The 18671-nt window shown below is 58.3% G+C and carries 18 protein-coding genes; 7 read left to right on the top strand and 11 right to left on the bottom strand.

Annotation, left to right across the window (positions count from 1 at the left end):
- The first annotated feature begins 190 nt into the window (after positions 1 to 190).
- A complete protein-coding gene (locus PSH79_RS05075) occupies positions 191 to 3037 on the top strand; it encodes a valine--tRNA ligase (protein ID WP_305441545.1) in 2847 nt (948 codons plus the stop codon).
- An 86-nt stretch (positions 3038 to 3123) separates the two neighbouring features.
- Here PSH79_RS05075 and PSH79_RS05070 read toward each other — a convergent pair whose 3' ends face one another.
- The gene (locus PSH79_RS05070; RefSeq protein WP_305437929.1) at positions 3124 to 4095 is read right to left on the bottom strand and encodes an IS110 family transposase; all 972 of its coding nucleotides are present in this window, start codon (positions 4093 to 4095) and stop codon (positions 3124 to 3126) included.
- Positions 4096 to 4487: 392 nt separating this feature from the next.
- On the opposite strand from PSH79_RS05070, the gene rlmF reads away from it, so the two are divergent.
- Positions 4488 to 5507 (top strand): 23S rRNA (adenine(1618)-N(6))-methyltransferase RlmF, encoded by a 1020-nt coding sequence (rlmF, locus tag PSH79_RS05065; RefSeq protein WP_305441544.1) that lies wholly within the window; start codon positions 4488 to 4490, stop codon positions 5505 to 5507.
- A gap of 129 nt (positions 5508 to 5636) precedes the next feature.
- Here rlmF and PSH79_RS05060 read toward each other — a convergent pair whose 3' ends face one another.
- Positions 5637 to 5918, bottom strand: coding sequence for an HU family DNA-binding protein (locus tag PSH79_RS05060; RefSeq protein WP_003221909.1), 282 nt, complete (start codon positions 5916 to 5918; stop codon positions 5637 to 5639).
- A 395-nt stretch (positions 5919 to 6313) separates the two neighbouring features.
- Here PSH79_RS05060 and yejK point away from each other — a divergent pair, with 395 nt between their 5' ends.
- Positions 6314 to 7318 (top strand): nucleoid-associated protein YejK, encoded by a 1005-nt coding sequence (yejK, locus tag PSH79_RS05055; protein ID WP_305441541.1) that lies wholly within the window; start codon positions 6314 to 6316, stop codon positions 7316 to 7318.
- On the top strand, positions 7318 to 7668 hold the full coding sequence (locus tag PSH79_RS05050) for a glutaredoxin family protein (RefSeq protein ID WP_305441540.1): 351 nt from the start codon (positions 7318 to 7320) through the stop codon (positions 7666 to 7668). Before yejK ends, PSH79_RS05050 begins: the two co-directional genes overlap by 1 nt.
- Positions 7669 to 7761: 93 nt before the next feature.
- On the opposite strand, the gene PSH79_RS05045 is transcribed toward PSH79_RS05050, so the two are convergent.
- From PSH79_RS05045 to PSH79_RS05025, 5 genes are all read right to left on the bottom strand, one after another.
- Complete coding sequence (locus PSH79_RS05045; RefSeq protein ID WP_305441539.1) at positions 7762 to 8697, bottom strand: glutathione S-transferase family protein; 936 nt, start codon at positions 8695 to 8697, stop codon at positions 7762 to 7764.
- 745 nt (positions 8698 to 9442) lie between these two features.
- Positions 9443 to 9745: a GIY-YIG nuclease family protein gene (locus PSH79_RS05040; protein WP_305441538.1), complete on the bottom strand. Its 303-nt coding sequence runs from the start codon at positions 9743 to 9745 to the stop codon at positions 9443 to 9445.
- A 39-nt stretch (positions 9746 to 9784) separates the two neighbouring features.
- Entirely contained in the window at positions 9785 to 10255 is a 471-nt protein-coding gene (locus tag PSH79_RS05035) for a nuclear transport factor 2 family protein (protein WP_007909058.1), read from the bottom strand.
- Between the two features lie 132 nt (positions 10256 to 10387).
- The gene (locus tag PSH79_RS05030; RefSeq protein ID WP_305441537.1) at positions 10388 to 11692 is read right to left on the bottom strand and encodes a CynX/NimT family MFS transporter; all 1305 of its coding nucleotides are present in this window, start codon (positions 11690 to 11692) and stop codon (positions 10388 to 10390) included.
- A complete protein-coding gene (locus tag PSH79_RS05025; RefSeq protein WP_305441536.1) occupies positions 11682 to 12341 on the bottom strand; it encodes a FadR/GntR family transcriptional regulator in 660 nt (219 codons plus the stop codon). Before PSH79_RS05025 ends, PSH79_RS05030 begins: the two co-directional genes overlap by 11 nt.
- Before the next feature lie 166 nt (positions 12342 to 12507).
- Between PSH79_RS05025 and PSH79_RS05020 the strand changes: the two genes are divergently transcribed.
- Positions 12508 to 12819 carry a type II toxin-antitoxin system MqsR family toxin gene (locus tag PSH79_RS05020; protein WP_305441535.1) on the top strand — a complete coding sequence of 104 codons (312 nt, stop codon included), beginning with the start codon at positions 12508 to 12510 and terminating at the stop codon, positions 12817 to 12819.
- Complete coding sequence (locus PSH79_RS05015) at positions 12816 to 13307, top strand: type II toxin-antitoxin system MqsA family antitoxin (protein WP_305441534.1); 492 nt, start codon at positions 12816 to 12818, stop codon at positions 13305 to 13307. The genes PSH79_RS05020 and PSH79_RS05015 overlap by 4 nt, the downstream gene beginning before the upstream one ends.
- 53 nt (positions 13308 to 13360) lie before the next feature.
- On the opposite strand, the gene PSH79_RS05010 is transcribed toward PSH79_RS05015, so the two are convergent.
- The 4 genes from PSH79_RS05010 to PSH79_RS04995 all read right to left on the bottom strand — a co-directional run bounded on the left by PSH79_RS05010 (position 13361) and on the right by PSH79_RS04995 (position 17523).
- Positions 13361 to 14125, bottom strand: a complete 765-nt coding sequence (locus tag PSH79_RS05010) for an amino acid ABC transporter ATP-binding protein (RefSeq protein ID WP_003221897.1) — start codon at positions 14123 to 14125, stop codon at positions 13361 to 13363.
- A 13-nt stretch (positions 14126 to 14138) separates the two neighbouring features.
- Complete coding sequence (locus PSH79_RS05005; RefSeq protein WP_305441533.1) at positions 14139 to 15233, bottom strand: amino acid ABC transporter permease; 1095 nt, start codon at positions 15231 to 15233, stop codon at positions 14139 to 14141.
- A 10-nt stretch (positions 15234 to 15243) separates the two neighbouring features.
- Entirely contained in the window at positions 15244 to 16425 is a 1182-nt protein-coding gene (locus PSH79_RS05000) for an amino acid ABC transporter permease (RefSeq protein ID WP_305441531.1), read from the bottom strand.
- Between the two features lie 66 nt (positions 16426 to 16491).
- Positions 16492 to 17523, bottom strand: a complete 1032-nt coding sequence (locus tag PSH79_RS04995) for an amino acid ABC transporter substrate-binding protein (protein ID WP_305441530.1) — start codon at positions 17521 to 17523, stop codon at positions 16492 to 16494.
- A gap of 468 nt (positions 17524 to 17991) precedes the next feature.
- Here PSH79_RS04995 and PSH79_RS04990 point away from each other — a divergent pair, with 468 nt between their 5' ends.
- Positions 17992 to 18648 carry an alpha/beta hydrolase gene (locus PSH79_RS04990; protein WP_187680051.1) on the top strand — a complete coding sequence of 219 codons (657 nt, stop codon included), beginning with the start codon at positions 17992 to 17994 and terminating at the stop codon, positions 18646 to 18648.
- The last annotated feature ends 23 nt before the right edge of the window (positions 18649 to 18671 follow it).

Here is an 18671-nt window from a genome sequence, read left to right as displayed (position 1 = left end):
CCTTGCAGGAGCTGCCGCAGGCTGCGATCTTTTGATCTTGACCTTAAAAACAAAGTCAAAAGATCGCAGCCTTCGGCAGCTCCTACAGAAAGCGAGCGTCCACCCGCTCCTCCCCCGCTCGCCCTCGGCCCCATGCCCCGCTATACTTCCCGGCTTTTCCTGAATAAATGCCAATAGGGTCCCGCCGCGCATGGATAAGACCTACCAGCCGCACGCCATTGAAACTTCCTGGTACAACACCTGGGAGTCCGAGAACTATTTCGCACCGCAAGGCGCGGGCGATTCCTACACCATCATGATCCCGCCGCCGAACGTCACCGGCAGCCTGCACATGGGTCACGGTTTCAACAACGCGATCATGGACGCCCTGATCCGTTTCCGCCGCATGCAGGGTCGCAACACCCTGTGGCAGCCGGGTACCGACCACGCTGGTATCGCCACGCAAATGCTGGTGGAGCGTCAACTCGAAGCCCAAGGCCAGAATCGCCACGATCTGGGCCGCGAAAAATTCCTTGAAAAAGTCTGGGAATGGAAGGATCAGTCCGGTGGCAACATCAGCCGTCAGATCCGCCGCCTCGGCTCGTCCGTAGACTGGAGTCGCGAGCGCTTCACCATGGACGACGGCCTCTCGGAAGCCGTTAAAGAAGCCTTCGTGCGCCTGCACGAGGACGGCCTGATCTATCGCGGCAAGCGTCTGGTCAACTGGGACACCAAGCTGCACACGGCGATTTCCGACCTCGAAGTGGAAAACCACGACGAGAAAGGTTTCCTGTGGAACCTGAAGTACCCGCTGGCTGACGGCGCAAAAACCGCTGAAGGCAACGATTTCCTGATCGTCGCGACCACCCGTCCGGAAACCATGCTCGGCGACTCCGCCGTCGCGGTAAACCCGAACGACGAGCGCTACAAAGCCCTGATCGGCAAGTTTGTCGAACTGCCACTGGTTGGCCGTCGCATCCCGATCATCGCGGACGATTACTGCGATCCTGAATTCGGCACCGGCTGCGTGAAAATCACCCCGGCCCACGATTTCAACGACTACGAAGTCGGCAAGCGCCACAACCTGCCGCTGCTGAACATCTTCGACAAGAACGCAAACGTGCTGCCTGCCGCCCAGGTGTTCAACCTCGACGGCACGCTGAACGACAGCATCGACGGCAAGATCCCGGCTGAATACGCCGGTCTTGAGCGTTTCGAAGCGCGCAAGCAGATCGTTGCGGCGTTCGACGCTGCCGGCCTGCTGGTCAGCGTCGACGACCACGGCCTGAAAGTGCCGAAAGGCGACCGTTCCGGCACCATCATCGAGCCTTGGCTGACCGACCAATGGTACGTGTCGACCAAGCCTTTGGCCGAGCCTGCGATTGCTGCTGTTGAAGACGGCCGCATCCAGTTCGTGCCGAAACAATACGAAAACATGTACTTCTCGTGGATGCGCGACATCCAGGACTGGTGCATCAGCCGTCAGCTGTGGTGGGGCCACCGGATTCCGGCCTGGTACGACGAGTCGGGCAAGGTCTACGTCGGACGCGACGAGGCCGAAGTGCGCGCCAAGCACAACCTCGGCCCGGACGTTGCGCTGCAACAGGACAACGACGTACTCGACACCTGGTTCAGCTCGGGGCTGTGGACGTTCTCCACCCTTGGCTGGCCTGAAAAAACCGAGTTCCTGAAGAAATTCCACTCCACCGACGTGCTGGTCACCGGTTTCGACATCATCTTCTTCTGGGTTGCCCGGATGATCATGCTGACGATGCACCTGATCAAGAACGAGGATGGTACGCCGCAGGTTCCGTTCAAGACTGTATATGTGCACGGTCTGGTGCGTGATGGCCAAGGCCAGAAGATGTCCAAGTCCAAGGGCAACGTCCTTGACCCGCTGGACATCATCGACGGCATCGAACTGGAAGAGCTGGTGCGCAAACGCACCTCCGGCATGATGCAGCCGAAACTGGCGAAGAAGATCGAGAAGCAGACCCGCGACGAGTTCGCCGAGGGTATCGCCAGCTACGGCACCGACGCCCTGCGCTTCACCTTCTGCTCGCTGGCGTCCACCGGTCGCGACATCAAGTTCGACATGGGCCGCGTCGAAGGCTATCGCAACTTCTGCAACAAGATCTGGAACGCCGCGCGTTATGTTCTGGACAAGGGCGAAGACTGCGGCCAGAACGGCGAAGCCTACGAGCTGTCGCTGGCGGATCGCTGGATCATCTCGCAACTGCAACGCACCGAAGCCGAAGTGACCCGTCAACTGGATCAGTTCCGTTTCGACCTCGCCGCGCAAGCGCTGTACGAGTTCATCTGGAACCAGTACTGCGACTGGTATCTGGAGCTGTCCAAGCCTGTGCTGTGGGACGAGAACGCGCCGGTCGAACGTCAGCGCGGTACCCGTCGCACGCTGGTACGCGTACTGGAAGTAGCGCTGCGTCTGGCGCATCCGTTCATGCCGTTCATCACTGAAGAAATCTGGCAGCGCATCGCGCCGCTGGCCGGCATTCAGGGCAAGACGATCATGCTGCAAGCGTGGCCGGTGGCTAACGAAGAGCGCATCGATCCGGCGGCTGAAGACGACATCGAATGGCTCAAGGAGCTGATGCTCGGCACGCGTAACATCCGTGGCGAAATGAACATCGGCCCGGGCAAGCCACTGCCGATCTACCTGAAGAACGTCAGCGCTGAAGACCAGCGTCGCCTGACCGAGAACGAAGCACTGCTGAAGAAGCTGGCACGTCTGGAATCGATCACCGTTCTGAAGGCTGGCGAAGAAGCACCACTGTCCGCCACCGCGCTGGTTGGCGAGATGGAAGTGCTGGTACCGATGGCCGGTCTGATCGACAAGGGCGCTGAACTGGCGCGTCTGGACAAGGAAATCCTGCGCCTGCAGGGTGAAGTCCAGCGTGTTGGCGGCAAACTGTCCAACGCCGGTTTCGTCGACAAGGCCCCAGCCGAAGTCATCGAGAAGGAACGCGCCAAACTGGCCGAGGCTGAACAGGCCTTGGGCAAACTGGCCGAGCAGCACGCGCGGATTGCCAGCCTGTAACGGCAAATCGCAATGGAAAAGGGAGGCCCTGGTGGCCTCCCTTTTTTATGCCCACCACATTTCCCCTGTAGATACCGTCTTGCCCCTCATCGGGCAAGGGCAATTTTCGGGTCAAATGGCTGGCCCGATTTAAGAACGGCGTAGACAAAATGTAGGAGTTTGCGCATCGCTGCACAGATGATTTGCTTGGGGGCCTTGCCGTTGGCCTTCAAGCGGTCCTTCATGGCGATGATTGCCTTGTTGTGCTTCAGTGCAACCAACCCAGGCATGTATAGACCCGCCCGAACGCGAGCCGATCCGATCCTCGAAATCACTGCTCTGCCTTTGAACTTTCCCGAGTCCTGCAGCTTTGGGTTCAACCCGGCGGCAGCGACCAGTTTGCGAGGGTCGTCATATTTACGCAGGTCGCCCAACTCTGCCAGCAGCCGCTCAAGGGTTTTCTGGCCAATACCGTCGATGGTCACGATCAAGTCGCGCATTTGGCGCATGTCTGGATCATCGTCGATGTGTTTTTTGATTGCTTTGTGAGTTTCAACGATCTCTTTCTCGATGTGACGCAGCACAGAGTTGATCGAGTCTTTGACCTTTTCGTCGGACACATCCAGGCGATTGAGCTCCATTTGCTCCATTTCCTGAAGGTCATCCAAGCGACGCACCATCGCCTTTAGCTGACGATATTTCAGCGGCTCCGGAGCCCAAAGCTGAAGCTTTTCAGCCTTTTCCCGAGCAAAGTCAGCGATCAATTTGGCGTCGCTTTTGTCGGTTTTGATCCGGCGCAGCTCGCTGTCGGCGTAAGCGTGGGTCGTCGCCGGATTGACGACGCAGACCCGGTAACCCTTGTTGTAGACGAACTCGGCAAGTTCCAGGTGATAAACGCTGGTGGCTTCCATCACGATCAGGGCTGTAGGCTCGACCTGCTTGTTCAACCAGGCGTCAAACTCTTTGAAACCTTTTGAGTCGTTAGCCAGTTTGGCCTTGGTTTTGTGCTTGCCGTTTGGCAGGTGAGTGGCGATATCAAAGGTATTTTTAGCGACATCGACGCCGACGAAATTGGACATGACCGTTTCTCCATTAATCGGTTTTCGATCATCACTGCACTCTGTCCAACCTTGCGAATGCGGGCTCTCGCCAGAGACGGGCCCAAGATACCGTTCGAACTATACGAGTGAGTGTGGAGGGCTGGAGCACGATCTACATCACAGGCAAAAAGCCTAAGGAGCTGCACGGCTTCCAAGTCCCTCCCTCGATGATCAGTCGAGAACTATCGCTCCTGACGGAGCGATAGTCGAGATACAAGGAGCTGCCGAAGGCTGCGATCTTTTGACTTTGATTTTTAAAAGCAAGATCAAAAGATCGCAGCCTTCGGCAGCTCCTACATGGGTTCGGCGTATACGTCGTCAATGTGGGACAATACCCGCCACTTTCAGCCATACCCGAATCGACCACGCCCATGAACGCCCCCCGCACACCCAAACCTGCGCGCAAGAAGCCTGACTCCGCGACCCCGGCCAAAGCCGTTGAGCCGCGAGAAAAGGCCAGCCTGCACCCGCGCAATCGCCATCAGGGTCGTTACGACTTCCCGGCGCTGATCAAAACCACGCCGGAACTGGCGAAGTTTGTGATCACTAACCCGTACGGCAAGGAAAGCATCGACTTCGCCAGTCCCGATGCAGTGCGCGTGTTCAACCGGGCGCTGCTCAAGTCGTTCTACGGCATCGAGCATTGGGACATTCCGGCCGACTACCTCTGCCCACCGGTGCCGGGCCGTGCCGATTACGTGCACTTCCTCGCGGACCTGCTGGCCAGCATGAACGACGGCAAAGTCCCGCGCGGCGCGATCGTCAACGTGCTGGATATCGGCATGGGCGCCAACTGCGTTTATCCACTGATCGGCAACAGCGAATACCGCTGGCACTTCCTCGGCTCGGAGATCGATCCGACGGCCGTGGCGGCTGCCAAGGCCATCGTCCAGTCCAACGACCTGAGCAAGGTCATCAAGTTGCGCCAACAGGAAAACCCCAAGCACATCCTGATTGGCCTGCTTGAGCCGGGTGAGCGCTTCGACCTGACCATGTGCAACCCGCCGTTCCATGCTTCGATGGATGAAGCGACCAAGGGCAGCGAGCGCAAGTGGCGGGCACTGGGCAAGGCCGATCCGAAACGCAAACTGCCGGTGCTGAACTTCGGTGGCCAGTCGGCCGAGCTGTGGTGTGAAGGTGGCGAAGCGCGTTTCGTGACGCAACTGATCGCCGAGAGCGCGAACTTTCAGCACAAGGTGCTGTGGTTCAGCACGCTGGTGTCGAAAGCCTCGAACCTGCCAGCCATTGAGATCGCGCTGAAAAAGGCCGGCGTGCTGGAAAGTCAGGTGGTTGAGATGTCTCAGGGACAGAAACAAAGCCGCTTCGTCGCCTGGACCTTCCAGACCAAGTCCGAGCAGCAGATCTGGCGTCGCGAGCGCTGGGTTCGCTAACACACAGCAGATCCCCGGTAGGAGTGAGCCTGCTCGCTCCTACAAAGGTTCAGGGTGCACAGCCAAATCGCAGGCACAAAAAAACCGTGCCCGGATCGCTCCGGAGCACGGTTTTTTTATCGCTGCGTCTTACTTGTTCACAGCGTCGGTCAGGCCTTTGGCCACAACCAGCTTGATCACTTTCTTTGCAGGGATTTCGATGGCAGCGCCAGTCGAAGGGTTACGGCCAGTGCGGGCAGGACGCTCGGTCACTTTCAGCTTGCCGATACCTGGCAAGGTGATTTCGCCGCCGTTTTCCAGCTGATCGGCAACGATTTGGCCCAGTTGGTCCAGAGCGTTACGCGCGGTGGTTTTCGGCGCGTCGATAGCTTCAGCGATGTCGGCGATCAGTTGGTCTTTAGTAAGAGCCATGTAGTGTTCCTTCCCTATCAAATTCATATGGATTGCAGAGTGCAGTGTCAGCCATCGAGCCCGATCTTCTGGATCTGGCACCCTCGGCGATAACCACGACGAGTCGGGTTATAGATACCGAAATCAGGGTTTGGTTCGACCTGACAAATGCTGATTGCACGCTTAACGCAGTGACTTCGCGTAAGACCGGGCAAAACTAGCACAGAGACGGGGAAATATCCGCCTCTAGCTACCCATTTGGTCAGCTTTATTGCTCTAAATCGGTAAAAAACCGCATAAGGCCGGGCGCCAGCCCCCAAATTGCCCCTCCACCCGCGCCAAAACCAATGGTTGCGGTACACTGGGCGCTTTTGCGGGGGAGCCCGCCCTCCTCCCTTCCAACAGCCGAGAAGCCCATGCCGATCCGTCATTGCATCGTCCATTTGATCGACAAAAAACCCGACGGCACGCCCGCAGTTCTGCACGCCCGTGATTCCGAACTGGCTGAGTCCGCGGCCATCGAGAACATGCTCGCCGACCTCAACGAGAGCTACAACGCCAAACAGGGTAAAGCCTGGGGGTTGTTCCATCCTGAGTCCGGTGCATTCCCGTTCAGCGGCTGGCTGAAGGAATACATGGAAGGCGGCAAGGACTTCACCGCGTTCAGCAAAGTCGCCGTCGAGCATCTGCAAAAACTGATGGAAGAGTCGAACCTGTCGGTCGGTGGCCACGTATTGTTCGCCCACTACCAGCAAGGCATGACCGATTACCTGGCGATCGCCCTGCTGCACCACAGCGAAGGCGTGGCGGTAACCGACTCGCTGGACGTGACGCCATCGCGTCACCTTGATCTCGGCCAACTGCACCTGGCGGCGCGGATCAACGTCTCCGAGTGGCAGAACAACAAGCAGTCCAAGCAGTACATCTCGTTTATCAAGGGCAAGAACGGTAAAAAGGTTTCGGAGTACTTCCGCGACTTCATCGGTTGCCAGGAAGGCGTCGACGGCCCGGGCGAAACCCGCACTCTGCTCAAGGCCTTCAGCGACTTCGTTGAAAGCGAAGACCTGCCGGAAGATTCCGCCCGGGAGAAAACCAAGACGCTGGTCGATTACGCCAGTAGTCAGGCCAAACTTGGCGAGCCAATGGGTCTGGAAGAACTCTCGGAGCTGATCGACGAAGAGCGCCCGAAGGCCTTCTACGATCACATCCGCAACAAGGACTACGGCCTGTCGCCGGAGATTCCGGCGGATAAGCGCACCTTAAACCAGTTCCGTCGCTTCACCGGTCGTGCCGAAGGCCTGTCGATCAGCTTTGAAGCGCATCTGCTGGGCTCGAAGATCGAGTACGACGAAGAGGCCGGCACCTTGGTGATCAAAGGCCTGCCGACGTCGCTCACCGATCAGTTGAAGCGTCGCAACTGATGCTTGGCAACGTACTGAAAAAGGTTGCATTGGTTCTGCTGGTGGTCGTGGTCTATCAGAACTGGGGCAAGATCGAGCGGGTGTTCAACCCGTCGCAGATGGTCTCCGAGCAGACCCGCACTCAGGCCAGTGTCGTGTTGTACACCACAGACTGGTGTGGCTACTGCAAGCAGACCAAGCGCTTTCTCGACAGCAAGGGGATTCCCTTCAAGGAATTCGACATCGAGAAGGATGGCGAGGCGCGCAAGGCGTACGAGGCACTGGGTGGGCGCGGGATTCCGCTGATCGATGTGAATGGCACGTTGATTCGCGGGTTTGATCCGGACGAGATCCTCGCCGCATTGAAATAACAGCAAGATCAAAAAATCGCAGCCTGCGGCAGCTCCTACAGGTGCAGCATCAATCCCACTGTAGGAGCTGCCGCAGGCTGCGATCTTTTGCTTTTAGCGTGCTTCGATACGGAAACCGAAGCGTGGGAAGTGCACATGCACCACGCCGGCACGCTCGTCTTCGCGCCGCACGATCAACTCCTCACGACCGGCAAACAGCAACTCACCCACCACCGGATCAACCCCGTAATCCGTTGCGGCAATTGCCACCTGCTGCCCGGCCTTGAACCCGTTCGGGTCAACAAACTGTGCATCCGGCAATGCTGCTGGCGTCGCATTGCGTGCGACCTCCAGCGCCTCGTCGGACGTCATTTCGCTCGCAGCGCCATGCCCGAAGCCCAACACACGTCCCAGCCACGCGACGACGGCTGGATACTCGTCCACCAAAGGCGCTGTCACATGGGTCGCCTTGAGAAACCACATCGGGTGCGCCAAAGCAAAGTCGGCAATCGATGGATCGCCGAACAGGAAATCACCTTGCTCGCGCTGCAACTGCTGCTCCAGACGCGCCATGATCGTCGGCCATTGATGCTTGGCTTGCTCGGTAGACAAACGCGTGGCGCTGCCGCCACTGAACAGGCCGGCACGGTCGGCCATAAACGCCTTGATCGCTTCCGGTGGTAATTTGCCGAAACGCACGGCAACCGACTCCGGCTGGAACACCAGGCTGACGGCATGCTGGAACACCACCGAGTCCGCCCACGTCGCGAAGCTGGCGGTGGTCATTTCCTGACCTTCGGGGAAAAACGACGGCTGTGCCTTCTCTTGCTCAAGTCGACGGGCGATCAACGAAGTGTCGCAATAGATGTCAGCGCCGATCTGCAGCACAGGGGTTTTGCGATAACCACCGGTCAGGGCGGTCAGATCCGGTTTCGGCATTACCGGCGAGATGTTCACCGAGCGCCAGGACAGACCTTTGAAACCCAGCAGCAGACGGGCCTTCTCGGCAAATGGAGAGGTCGGGTAATGATGCAGAATCAACTCGGACATACTCGGCTCCGCCGCTCAGAAAGTGAGTCGGCAGCTTAGCGCGCATTTACTTAGCAGCCTACAGATCTGGCTGATGGGAACTGATCAGTCAGATTGATAAGACGAGTGTGGGCTCCCGAACGAAAAAAAACACCTCAGCCGAAACCGAGGCGGTCGTCCTCACATCGATAACCCTTACATCAGGTCATCAAAGTGATCTCGCAGGAACTCGTAAAAGCGAACTGCTTTAAACGATCTCCATACGAGGCTCAGAGTACGCAGCAAAAGCTTCATACGTTTTGGCCTCCAGTCGGGGGCCAAACCTCCAGCGCGCTTACCGGACCACGTACGCCTTCGGATACACGCTAGCGTATCCAGTGAGGCGGCCGATTGAGACACCCTTTGAAAAATCATTCCGGCACGGGAGCAACACCATGTCAAAGGGCGTGAAACCGTTACGCCAATCAGCCAAGCCTCACTAGCTGCACTGTCATGCGAGCGGATGGAGAGTAATCGCGTTTCAGAACCGCCGCTTAAACAAATGGATCTAAAATCGCGCTCTTCGAAAAAATCGTCGTAGGCTTGCTCGATGGCAAAAAGACGAATAATCTTCACCCACGCTAGCGTATCCAGTGAGAAACAGTAACCCCGGCCGCAAACCGAGGGTTACGAAAAAAACCGCCCCGCAAGGCGGCTTTTTTTTGCCTGTCATTTGTGTGGCTGTCGGCTCGACCCGCATGGATTTCTACGACCCGACAGAATCTGATCAGTCAGTTTGATAGGACGCGACCAGGCATTCCTTCGCACTCTTGCGCAGTTTTTTGATCAACCGCTCCTGGCGCAGCGCATCGCTCTTGTCGCGACACCGTTCGGTGTACACCAGCGCCATGGCCGGGCTGGAGAGGAAGAAACGCGCACCTTTGCCGCTCTGATGCTTGGCGAAACGGCGGACGGGATCGTCGCTGATCCCGCAGTACAACGAACCGTTGGCGGCGCGAACGAGGTAGACGAACCAGGACTTGCTCACCGGTTCGGCAACATCGACAGATTTTTCGCTAAGGCTGGTCACTTTGGGATCATGGCGCGCAGGAAACAGGCCGCGATCTTATCAGCGACCGGCCTGAAATGCCTTCAGTCCCTTCAGTGCCTGAGCACGTACGGCGTTGCGTACCAGCGGCGTCCACCCCAGCAGCAGACCTTTGAAACCCAAGGCCTGACGCGACCAGCGCCACAGATCGAAATGATCGTGGTGCTCGCAGATCTTGCCGTCACGGAACACGAAGCGCGCCTGGATATCGTTGACCACCACGTTGCCGGTCTGGCTGAACAGATAAGTCGCCACCCAATGCGCGCCACCGCTGCGCTCGTCGGCGCGGACGTTGTCGAAGGTCAGCGAGAAGTCCTTGGCCCGGGTGGTGAGCATCCGCCACATGTCGCCGGCATCGCGTCCGCGCAGCTCGCCAAAAGCCGGGTCGCTGAACACCACATCATCGGTGTAACACGCGGCCATGGCCTCGGCGTCTAGACGCTGGAAGGCCTGGTAGAAGCGGGTGATCAACGCGGCATGGGCTTCACTCATGGGCAAACTCCGGAAAGTGGACAGATTGCCAGCACGATAATCTGCAACGCCGGGAAACACTATCGGCATTCGCACACCGAATACCGACAACACACAAAACCCTGTAGGAGTGAGCCTGCAGTTTGAATCGCGTTAGATCCTTTCGCTTTGCACTTGCACATACAACGCACGCCCGGCGCCGAGGCCGGCGATGATCGCCCCTGTGCCAATGATGCCGAAGATCCAGCCCACCGCATTCCAGCCGCCGGTCCAGTCATGCACGATGCCGACCGCAAACGGCCCCATCGACGCCAGCGTGTAGCCGAAGCCTTGGGCCATGCTCGACAGGTTGGCTGCGACATGGGAGTCACGCGAACGCAGTACGATCAACGTCAGCGCCAGACTGAATGCACCACCCTGCCCCAGACCGAGCAGAATCGCCCAGCCCCACAGGCCTTCGATCGGCGCATACAGGCAACCGAACAGACCGCCGAGGGTCAGCGCCATCACCACCACAATCGCCAAGCGCTGATCCTTGCCGCGGGTCGCCAGCCACGGCGCCGCCAGCGAACTGGCGAGCTGGACGATCACTGAACCGGACAGCACCAGACCCGCCTGGGTCGGCGTCAGACCGCGACCAATCAAAATCGACGGCAACCAGCCGAACACGATGTAAGCCAGCGACGATTGCAGGCCCATGTACAAGGTCACCTGCCACGCCAGCGGATCACGTAACAGCCCGCGCACGCGATAAGCAACATTGTGCACACCGTGTTTCTGGCCGACTTGCGGCAGCCAGAACACAGCCGCGACCAGCGCAGGAATCACCCAGAAGCCGAGTCCCATGGCCCAGCTGTGATCAAAATGCTCACTTAACGGCACGCTCGAACCCGCTGCCATCGCCGCGCCGAGACACAGGGCCATGGTGTAGACACCGGTCATGATGCCGGCGTGTTTGGCGAAGTCGCGCTTGACGATGCCCGGCAGCAGTACGCCGATGATGCCGATGCTGGCGCCGCCCAATACGCTGCCGGCGAACAGACCGATCTCCCCGAAATTGCTGCGCAAGATAATGCCGCCAGCAAGTGTCAGCAGAATGCCAAGGACGACGCGCTCGGCACCGAAACGTCGCGCCAGAATCGGCGCCAGCGGTGCGAACAAGCCAAGGCAAAGCACCGGCAGTGTGGTCAGCAAACCGGCCTGAGCCGCCGACAGGCCAAGGCTTTTCGACACATCGCTGAGCAACGGCGCCATGCTCGACAACGCCGGACGCAGGTTCAGCGCCACGAGAATCAGCCCCAACAGCAAGAGCCACGGACGCCGAACCAGCGGGTGACTTTGCTGCACCTGTTCGTCATCGGCCTCGGCATCGATCAGCAGCTCTTCAAGCTCTGCCGTGCGTTTGGGGGTTGTGGATAAATCACTGCGGGACATGGATTTCTCGGTTTCAAGGTTCATTGATCAACTGTCTCGACAAAGCTTTGGCCCGTTCCGGGTCACGTTGTTCGACGGCATCGAGCAACTCGATGTGCAGGTCGAACACTTCCTGACGGCGCGGGACGATGTTCAGGGTCTGGCGCAATTGCGCGCCGACGATGCTGGAGAAATAGCGATACAGCTCGCTGAGGGTCGGGTTGTGCGCGGCGTCGACCAAACGGCGGTGAAACACCAGATCGCAGGCGATATAGGTGTCGAGGTCGCCGTGGTAGTGGCTGCCGCTGGTGCCGAGTGCTTCACGCAACGCGACGAGGTCTTCATCGGTACGGCGTAATGCCGCCAGGCCGATGGCTTCGACTTCAAGGATGTGCCGGGTTTCCCGGGCCTGCTCCGGCGAGCAGCGGGACAATGCTTTGAGCGTGTCCAGCGGATCGACCACTGCGCGCAGGTAACTGCCGTCGCCCTGACGGATCTCGATCAACCCGGAAAACGCCAACACGCGCATGGCTTCACGCACGGTGTTGCGGCTGATGCCCAACTCGGCGCACAGCTCGGGTTCGGTCGGCAGACGCTCGCCGACCTGCCAGACGCCGCTGTTGATGCGCTGGCGCAACTGATCCAAGGCCTGATCGACCAAGGATCGCTTAATAAGTGGAGAAATTTCTGACATAGGATTCGCCCTTTCATCCAATCATAGGATGAATTTTCTGACATGTTAGTCAGACCCTTGTAGGACGGCAACCACCTAGGGTCAAAAGGAGACGCATGGAGCGGGATTTTCGATTGGTCAAAATTACCCTTTAAGGGTAATTTCAGGGACAGGGTTTTGGTTTCTTATGGAAAAGAACACACCCCATTACGACTTGGCGGTGATCAAGGCTGAGGTCCGGCGGCTTGGCAGACAAGCCTTCACCAAGACCGCGGAAAAAACCGGCCTGGATCTCGGTTTCAGTTTCACAGAGATGCGAGAGATCGTTTTCGAGTTGCAGAACAGGATGTTGTACAAATCGATAACCAGCTACGACGATCATCGAGTCTGGCAAGACGTGTATCACATCAACTCAAAAGACCTGGAGATTTACATCAAGGTGACCTACCGCCCCGGTGGCGGCCCACCGATAATCTCCTTCAAGGAGAAAAACCCATGAAAACCCGGCAATGTTTCAGCTGTGGTGCCCGTGAGGGAATGAGGCATTTTGAGGGACGCGGCGAAACCCTGAGTGTCAAAGGCATGGAACGCCGCGTGGATGATCTTTCTGGCTGGGAATGTCAGCAGTGCGGGGAAGTCGAATGGGATGACGACACCGATAGTGCTGATCGCTATACACAAGCAGGTGATGAGTTGGTTATCGCTGCCCGGCAAATGATCGGTGCCGAGATGAAGCGCATACGGCGCAAATTACACCTGACGCAAAAAGAGACGGTGCAACTGCTGTCAGGTGGAGGCCATAACGCATTTTCCAGGTACGAGCGCGGTGAAGTATTACCGCCCAAGGCGCTGATACTGCTGATGCGACTGTTGGATCGCTACCCGTACTTGCTGACCGACGTGAAAACCCTGGGCGAGGGGGCAGACTTGCGAGGCGCGTTCAAATACACCGAGCACAAAGAACACGAAACCCTCACCGTATCCTGACCCCCAAAAAAACAAACCCGGCACAAGGCCGGGTTCGTTTTACTCACAAACCATCAATGCAAAATCTGACTCAAGAACAACTTCGTCCGATCATTCTGCGGATTGTCGAAGAAGTCATTCGGTGCCGCCTGCTCAACGATCTCGCCCTTGTCCATGAAGATCACGCGATTGGCCACGGTGCGGGCGAAGCCCATTTCGTGGGTCACGCAGAGCATGGTCATGCCGTCTTCGGCCAGGCCGATCATGGTGTCGAGAACCTCTTTCACCATCTCTGGGTCGAGCGCTGAAGTCGGTTCATCGAACAGCATGATTTTCGGTTTCATGCACAGCGCGCGAGCGATCGCCACACGCTGCTGCTGGCCACCGGACAGTTGCCCCGGGAATTTATGCGCCTGCTCCGGAATGCGTACGCGCTCCAGGTAATGCATGGCGATTTCCTCGGCCTTGCGCTTGGGCATCTTGCGCACCCACATCGGCGCCAGGGTGCAGTTCTGCAAAATGGTCAGGTGCGGGAACAGATTGAAGTGCTGGAACACCATGCCGACTTCACGACGGATCGCTTCGATCTGCTTGAGGTCATTGGTCAGTTCCACGCCGTCCACGACGATGCGGCCCTGCTGGTGTTCTTCCAGACGATTGAGGCAACGGATGGTGGTCGACTTACCGGAACCCGACGGACCGCACAGGACGATACGCTCGCCCTGTTTGACGTTGAGGTTGATGTCTTTCAGCACGTGGAACTGGCCGTACCACTTGTTGACGCCCTGCATCTGAATGATGCCTTCAGGACCCACAGGCTTTTTGATTGCTTCGCTCATTTACAGAGAACTCCTAACGCTTGTGGCCAGTGTCGAGCTTGCGTTCCAGATGCATGGAATAGCGCGACATACCAAAACAGAAAATCCAGAACACCAGGGCGGCGAACACGTAGCCTTCGGTGGCCATGCCCAGCCATTTCGGATCGGCAGCGGCTTGCTTGACGCTGTTGAGCAGGTCAAAGAGGCCGATGATGATCACCAGACTGGTGTCCTTGAACAGCGCAATGAAGGTGTTGACGATGCCGGGGATCACCATCTTCAGGGCTTGCGGCAGAATCACCAGCCCCATCGAACGCCAGTATCCCAGACCCATCGCAGCGGCCGCTTCGTACTGACCTTTAGGGATCGCTTGCAGACCACCGCGCACCACTTCAGCCACGTAGGCCGACTGGAACAGGATCACGCCGATCAGCGCCCGCAGCAGCTTGTCGAAGTTCATGCCTTCGGGCAGGAACAGCGGCAGCATCACCGAGGACATGAACAGCACCGTGATCAACGGCACGCCGCGCCAGAACTCGATGAAGGTCACGCAGATCACTCGGATCGCCGGCATGTTCGAACGCCGTCCAAGCGCCAGCACAATCCCCAGCGGCAAGGCACCGGCGATGCCGACCGTGGCAATCACCAGCGTCAGCATCAGACCGCCCCACTGGCTGGTCGCTACGTTGGCCAGACCAAAACCACCGTGCAGCAGGATGTAGGCGATGATCGGGTACAACACCAGGAAGCTCAGCCCGTACACCGCTTTGCGCGGGAAGCGCGAGATGAACAGCGGCGCCACACCGATGACCGCCAGCCACACGGTCAGGTCTACGCGCCAGCGCAGATCGGCCGGGTAGTAGCCGTACATGAACTGGCCGAAGCGCTGCTGAATGAACACCCAGCAGGCGCCTTCCTTGGTGCAGTCGGCGCGCGTGGTGCCGACCCAGTTGGCATCGACAATCGCCCAACTGAGCAGCGGTGGCACCACCAGGTAAATCAGGTAGAACGCAAACAGTGTCAGCAAGGTGTTGAGCCAGCTGGAAAACATGTTCGCGCGCATCCACGCCACGACACCAATGCTGCGGCTCGGTGGGGGCATGTCGGGTTTGAAAGTATGGGTAGTCATGCGCTTTTCCTTACCGCTCGATCAGCGCAATGCGCTTGTTGTACCAGTTCATCAGCATGGAAATGCTGATACTGATCGCCAGGTACACGCTCATGGTGATGGCAATCACCTCGATCGCCTGACCGGTCTGGTTAAGTACGGTGCCGGCGAACAGCGAAACCATTTCCGGGTAACCGATACCCGCCGCCAGGGACGAGTTTTTCGCCAGGTTCAGGTATTGGCTGGTGAGCGGCGGAATGATCACGCGCAGGGCTTGCGGGATGATCACCTTGCGCAGGGTCGGGCCGTTGCGCAGGCCGAGCGAGCGCGCCGCTTCGGTCTGACCGTGGCTGACCGACTTGATACCGGAACGCACGATCTCGGCGATGAACGCTGCGGTGTAAACGGTCAGGGCCAGGGTCAACGCCAACAGTTCCGGAATCAGCACCCAGCCGCCGACAAAGTTGAAGCCTTTGAGCTCAGGCATTTCCCAGTGCAGCGGTGCGCCGAAGATCAACGCGCACAAGGTCGGGATCACCAGCAGAATCGCCAGGCCCACCCAGAACTTGTGAAACGGCACGCCGGTTTCTTCAAAACGCTTGGTCGCCCAGCGGCACATCAGCACCGTGGCGATGATGGCAACCACGATGCCGATCACGAACGCCCAGAAACCGTCAGCCATCAGCGCGGCCGGCATGTTCAGGCCACGGCTGCTGACGAAGAAGGTGTCGCCAAAGTTGTGGCTGTTGCGCGGGCCCGGCATGGCCGTGAATACCGCGAAGTACCAGAACAGGATTTGCAGCAGCGGCGGAATGTTGCGGAACACTTCCACATACACCGTCGCCAGTTTGCTGATGATCCAGTTCTGCGACAGCCGTGCCACGCCGATGATGAAGCCGAGAATCGTCGCCAGAATCACGCCGATCACCGTCACCAACAGGGTGTTGAGCAGACCGATGACGAAGACGCGGGCATAGCTGTCCGCTTCGGTGTAATCGATCAGGTGTTGAGCGATGCCGAACCCGGCACTGCGCTCCAGAAAGCTGAACCCGGAAGTGATGCCCCGGTGTTCAAGGTTGGTTTGCGTGTTGTCAAACAGGTACCAACCCAGCGAGACCACCGCCACAACAGTGATGATCTGGAATAGCCACGCACGCACTCGTGGATCGCTGAGGCTGAGCCTCTGCTTTGGTGCGCCGATTGAATTTTGCATGAAGTGCCCCGCAAGAAATGGAACAAGAACATCACCCGGCGGTTGGCCCGCCGGGTGATAGAACCATTAGCGCACTGGTGGTGCGTACTGAATGCCGCCGTTGTTCCACAGGGCGTTCAGGCCACGGTCGATTTCCAGCGGAGTGCTCTTGCCGAGGTTTTTCTCGAAGATTTCGCCGTAGTTGCCGACTTGCTTGACGATCTGCACAACCCAGTCTTTCGGCAGTTTCAGGTCTTTGCCGTATTCGCCGTCAGCGCCGAGCATACGAGCGACATCCGGGTTCTTGGTCGACTTGGCTTCAGCTTCGACGTTCTTCGAAGTGATGCCTGCCTCTTCGGTGTTGAGCAGCGCATAGCCAACCCAACGCACGATAGCCAGCCACTCGTCGTCGCCGTTACGCACGACCGGGCCCAGAGGCTCCTTGGAAATGGTTTCCGGCAGAACCACGTAGTCCTTCGGCGAAGCCAGCTTGCTGCGCTGGGCGAACAGCTGGGACTTGTCGGAGGTCAGCACGTCGCAACGACCGGATTCCAGCGACTTGGCGCTTTCATCGGAGGTATCGAACGTGATCGGGGTGTATTTCAGACCGTTGCCGCGGAAGTAGTCGGAAACGTTCAGCTCGGTGGTGGTACCGGCCTGGATGCAGATGGTTGCACCGTCCAGTTCTTTGGCACTTTTCACGCCCAGCTTGTTGTTCACCAGGAAGCCGATGCCATCGTAGTAGGTAATGAAGCCCGGGAATTTCAGGCCCATGCCCGCGTCACGGGAACTGGTCATGGTGGTGTTGCGCGACAGGATGTCGATCTCGCCCGATTGCAGCGCGGTGAAGCGCTCCTTGGCGTTCAACTGACTGAATTTGACCTTGGTCGCGTCGCCGAATACAGCAGCGGCCACAGCGCGGCAGACGTCAGCGTCGATCCCGAGGATCTTGCCGGTGGAGTCCGGTACAGAGAAGCCCGGCAAACCGTCGCTCACGCCACATTGCACGAAACCTTTCTTCTGCACGGCATCCAGGGTTGCACCCGCCTGAGCGAACCCGCTGACGCCGAGAACTGTTGCTGCAGTCACGATCGCCAGAGTGGATTTCAACATCTTCATTCAAACCTCCAGTTTTGCTCTTGTTGTGTCGGAGCTTGAGTCCAGTCGCACCCTTTTGAGGCATTGTTGACCCGTGTTGGCTTTTTTTAGGGTCAACCGACGTAGGACCTTCGCTATGAGTCTAGTAGGAGAAAATCCACATCATGGACAACTCACTTCTCACCAATCGGCCGAACGGGCTGTAGCCCTTTCACGTTCGCGAAGCCCGTAGCGGCCATTGGCGAACATCCATCACCGGATTCGTTGCTATCCCGTCGCGAGCCGTACACTGATAGTGTTACCGACACACGTAGGACGCTTCGTACAATGTCCTCCATAGCAAAGCCCGTACCACACCGGTCGCGGAAGCAGTTCAGCGACAGGTCAATAGCAAAACTTGTACCCTTGCGACATCTTCTTAACGGATCACCCGGACGCGCACTCGAATCACGCACTCAATGAGAGCGCCCGCACATATTTGGAGCAACCATGACCGAGCCCTTGATTCTTCAGCCTGTTAAGCCCGCAGATGCCTGCGTGATCTGGCTGCACGGCCTCGGCGCCGATCGTTACGATTTCCTGCCGGTGGCTGAAGCGTTGCAGGAAAGCCTGCTCAGCACGCGCTTTGTCCTGCCGCAGGCGCCGACCCGCCCAGTGACTATTAATGGCGGATATGCCATGCCGAGCTGGTACGACATCAAGGCCATGAGCCCGGCGCGGGCGATCGACCGCGATGAGCTGGAAGCGTCCGCCGACCGCATCATCGAATTGATTGAAGAGCAACGCGCCAGCGGAATAGACGCCTCGCGGATTTTCCTGGCAGGTTTTTCCCAGGGCGGCGCTGTGGTGTTCCACACTGCGTTTTTGAAATGGCAGGGGCCATTGGGTGGTGTGTTGGCGCTGTCGACGTACGCGCCGACTTTCAGCGATGAACTGGAATTGTCCGCCAGCCAGCAGCGCATTCCGGTGCTGTCGCTGCACGGTCAGTTCGATAACGTGGTGCAGAACTCGATGGGGCGTACCGCCTATGAGTATCTGAAGGCCCATGGTGTCACCGTGACATGGCAGGAATACCCAATGGAGCACGAAGTGTTACCCGAAGAAATTCGCGACATCGGCGTGTGGCTGAGCGAACGACTGCGCTGATCACGCGGGCTGTTTTCTCCCTC

It is taken from the genome of Pseudomonas sp. FP2196 (genome assembly GCF_030687715.1).
GTDB lineage: Bacteria > Pseudomonadota > Gammaproteobacteria > Pseudomonadales > Pseudomonadaceae > Aquipseudomonas.
This window is presented reverse-complemented; position numbering and strand designations above follow the sequence as displayed.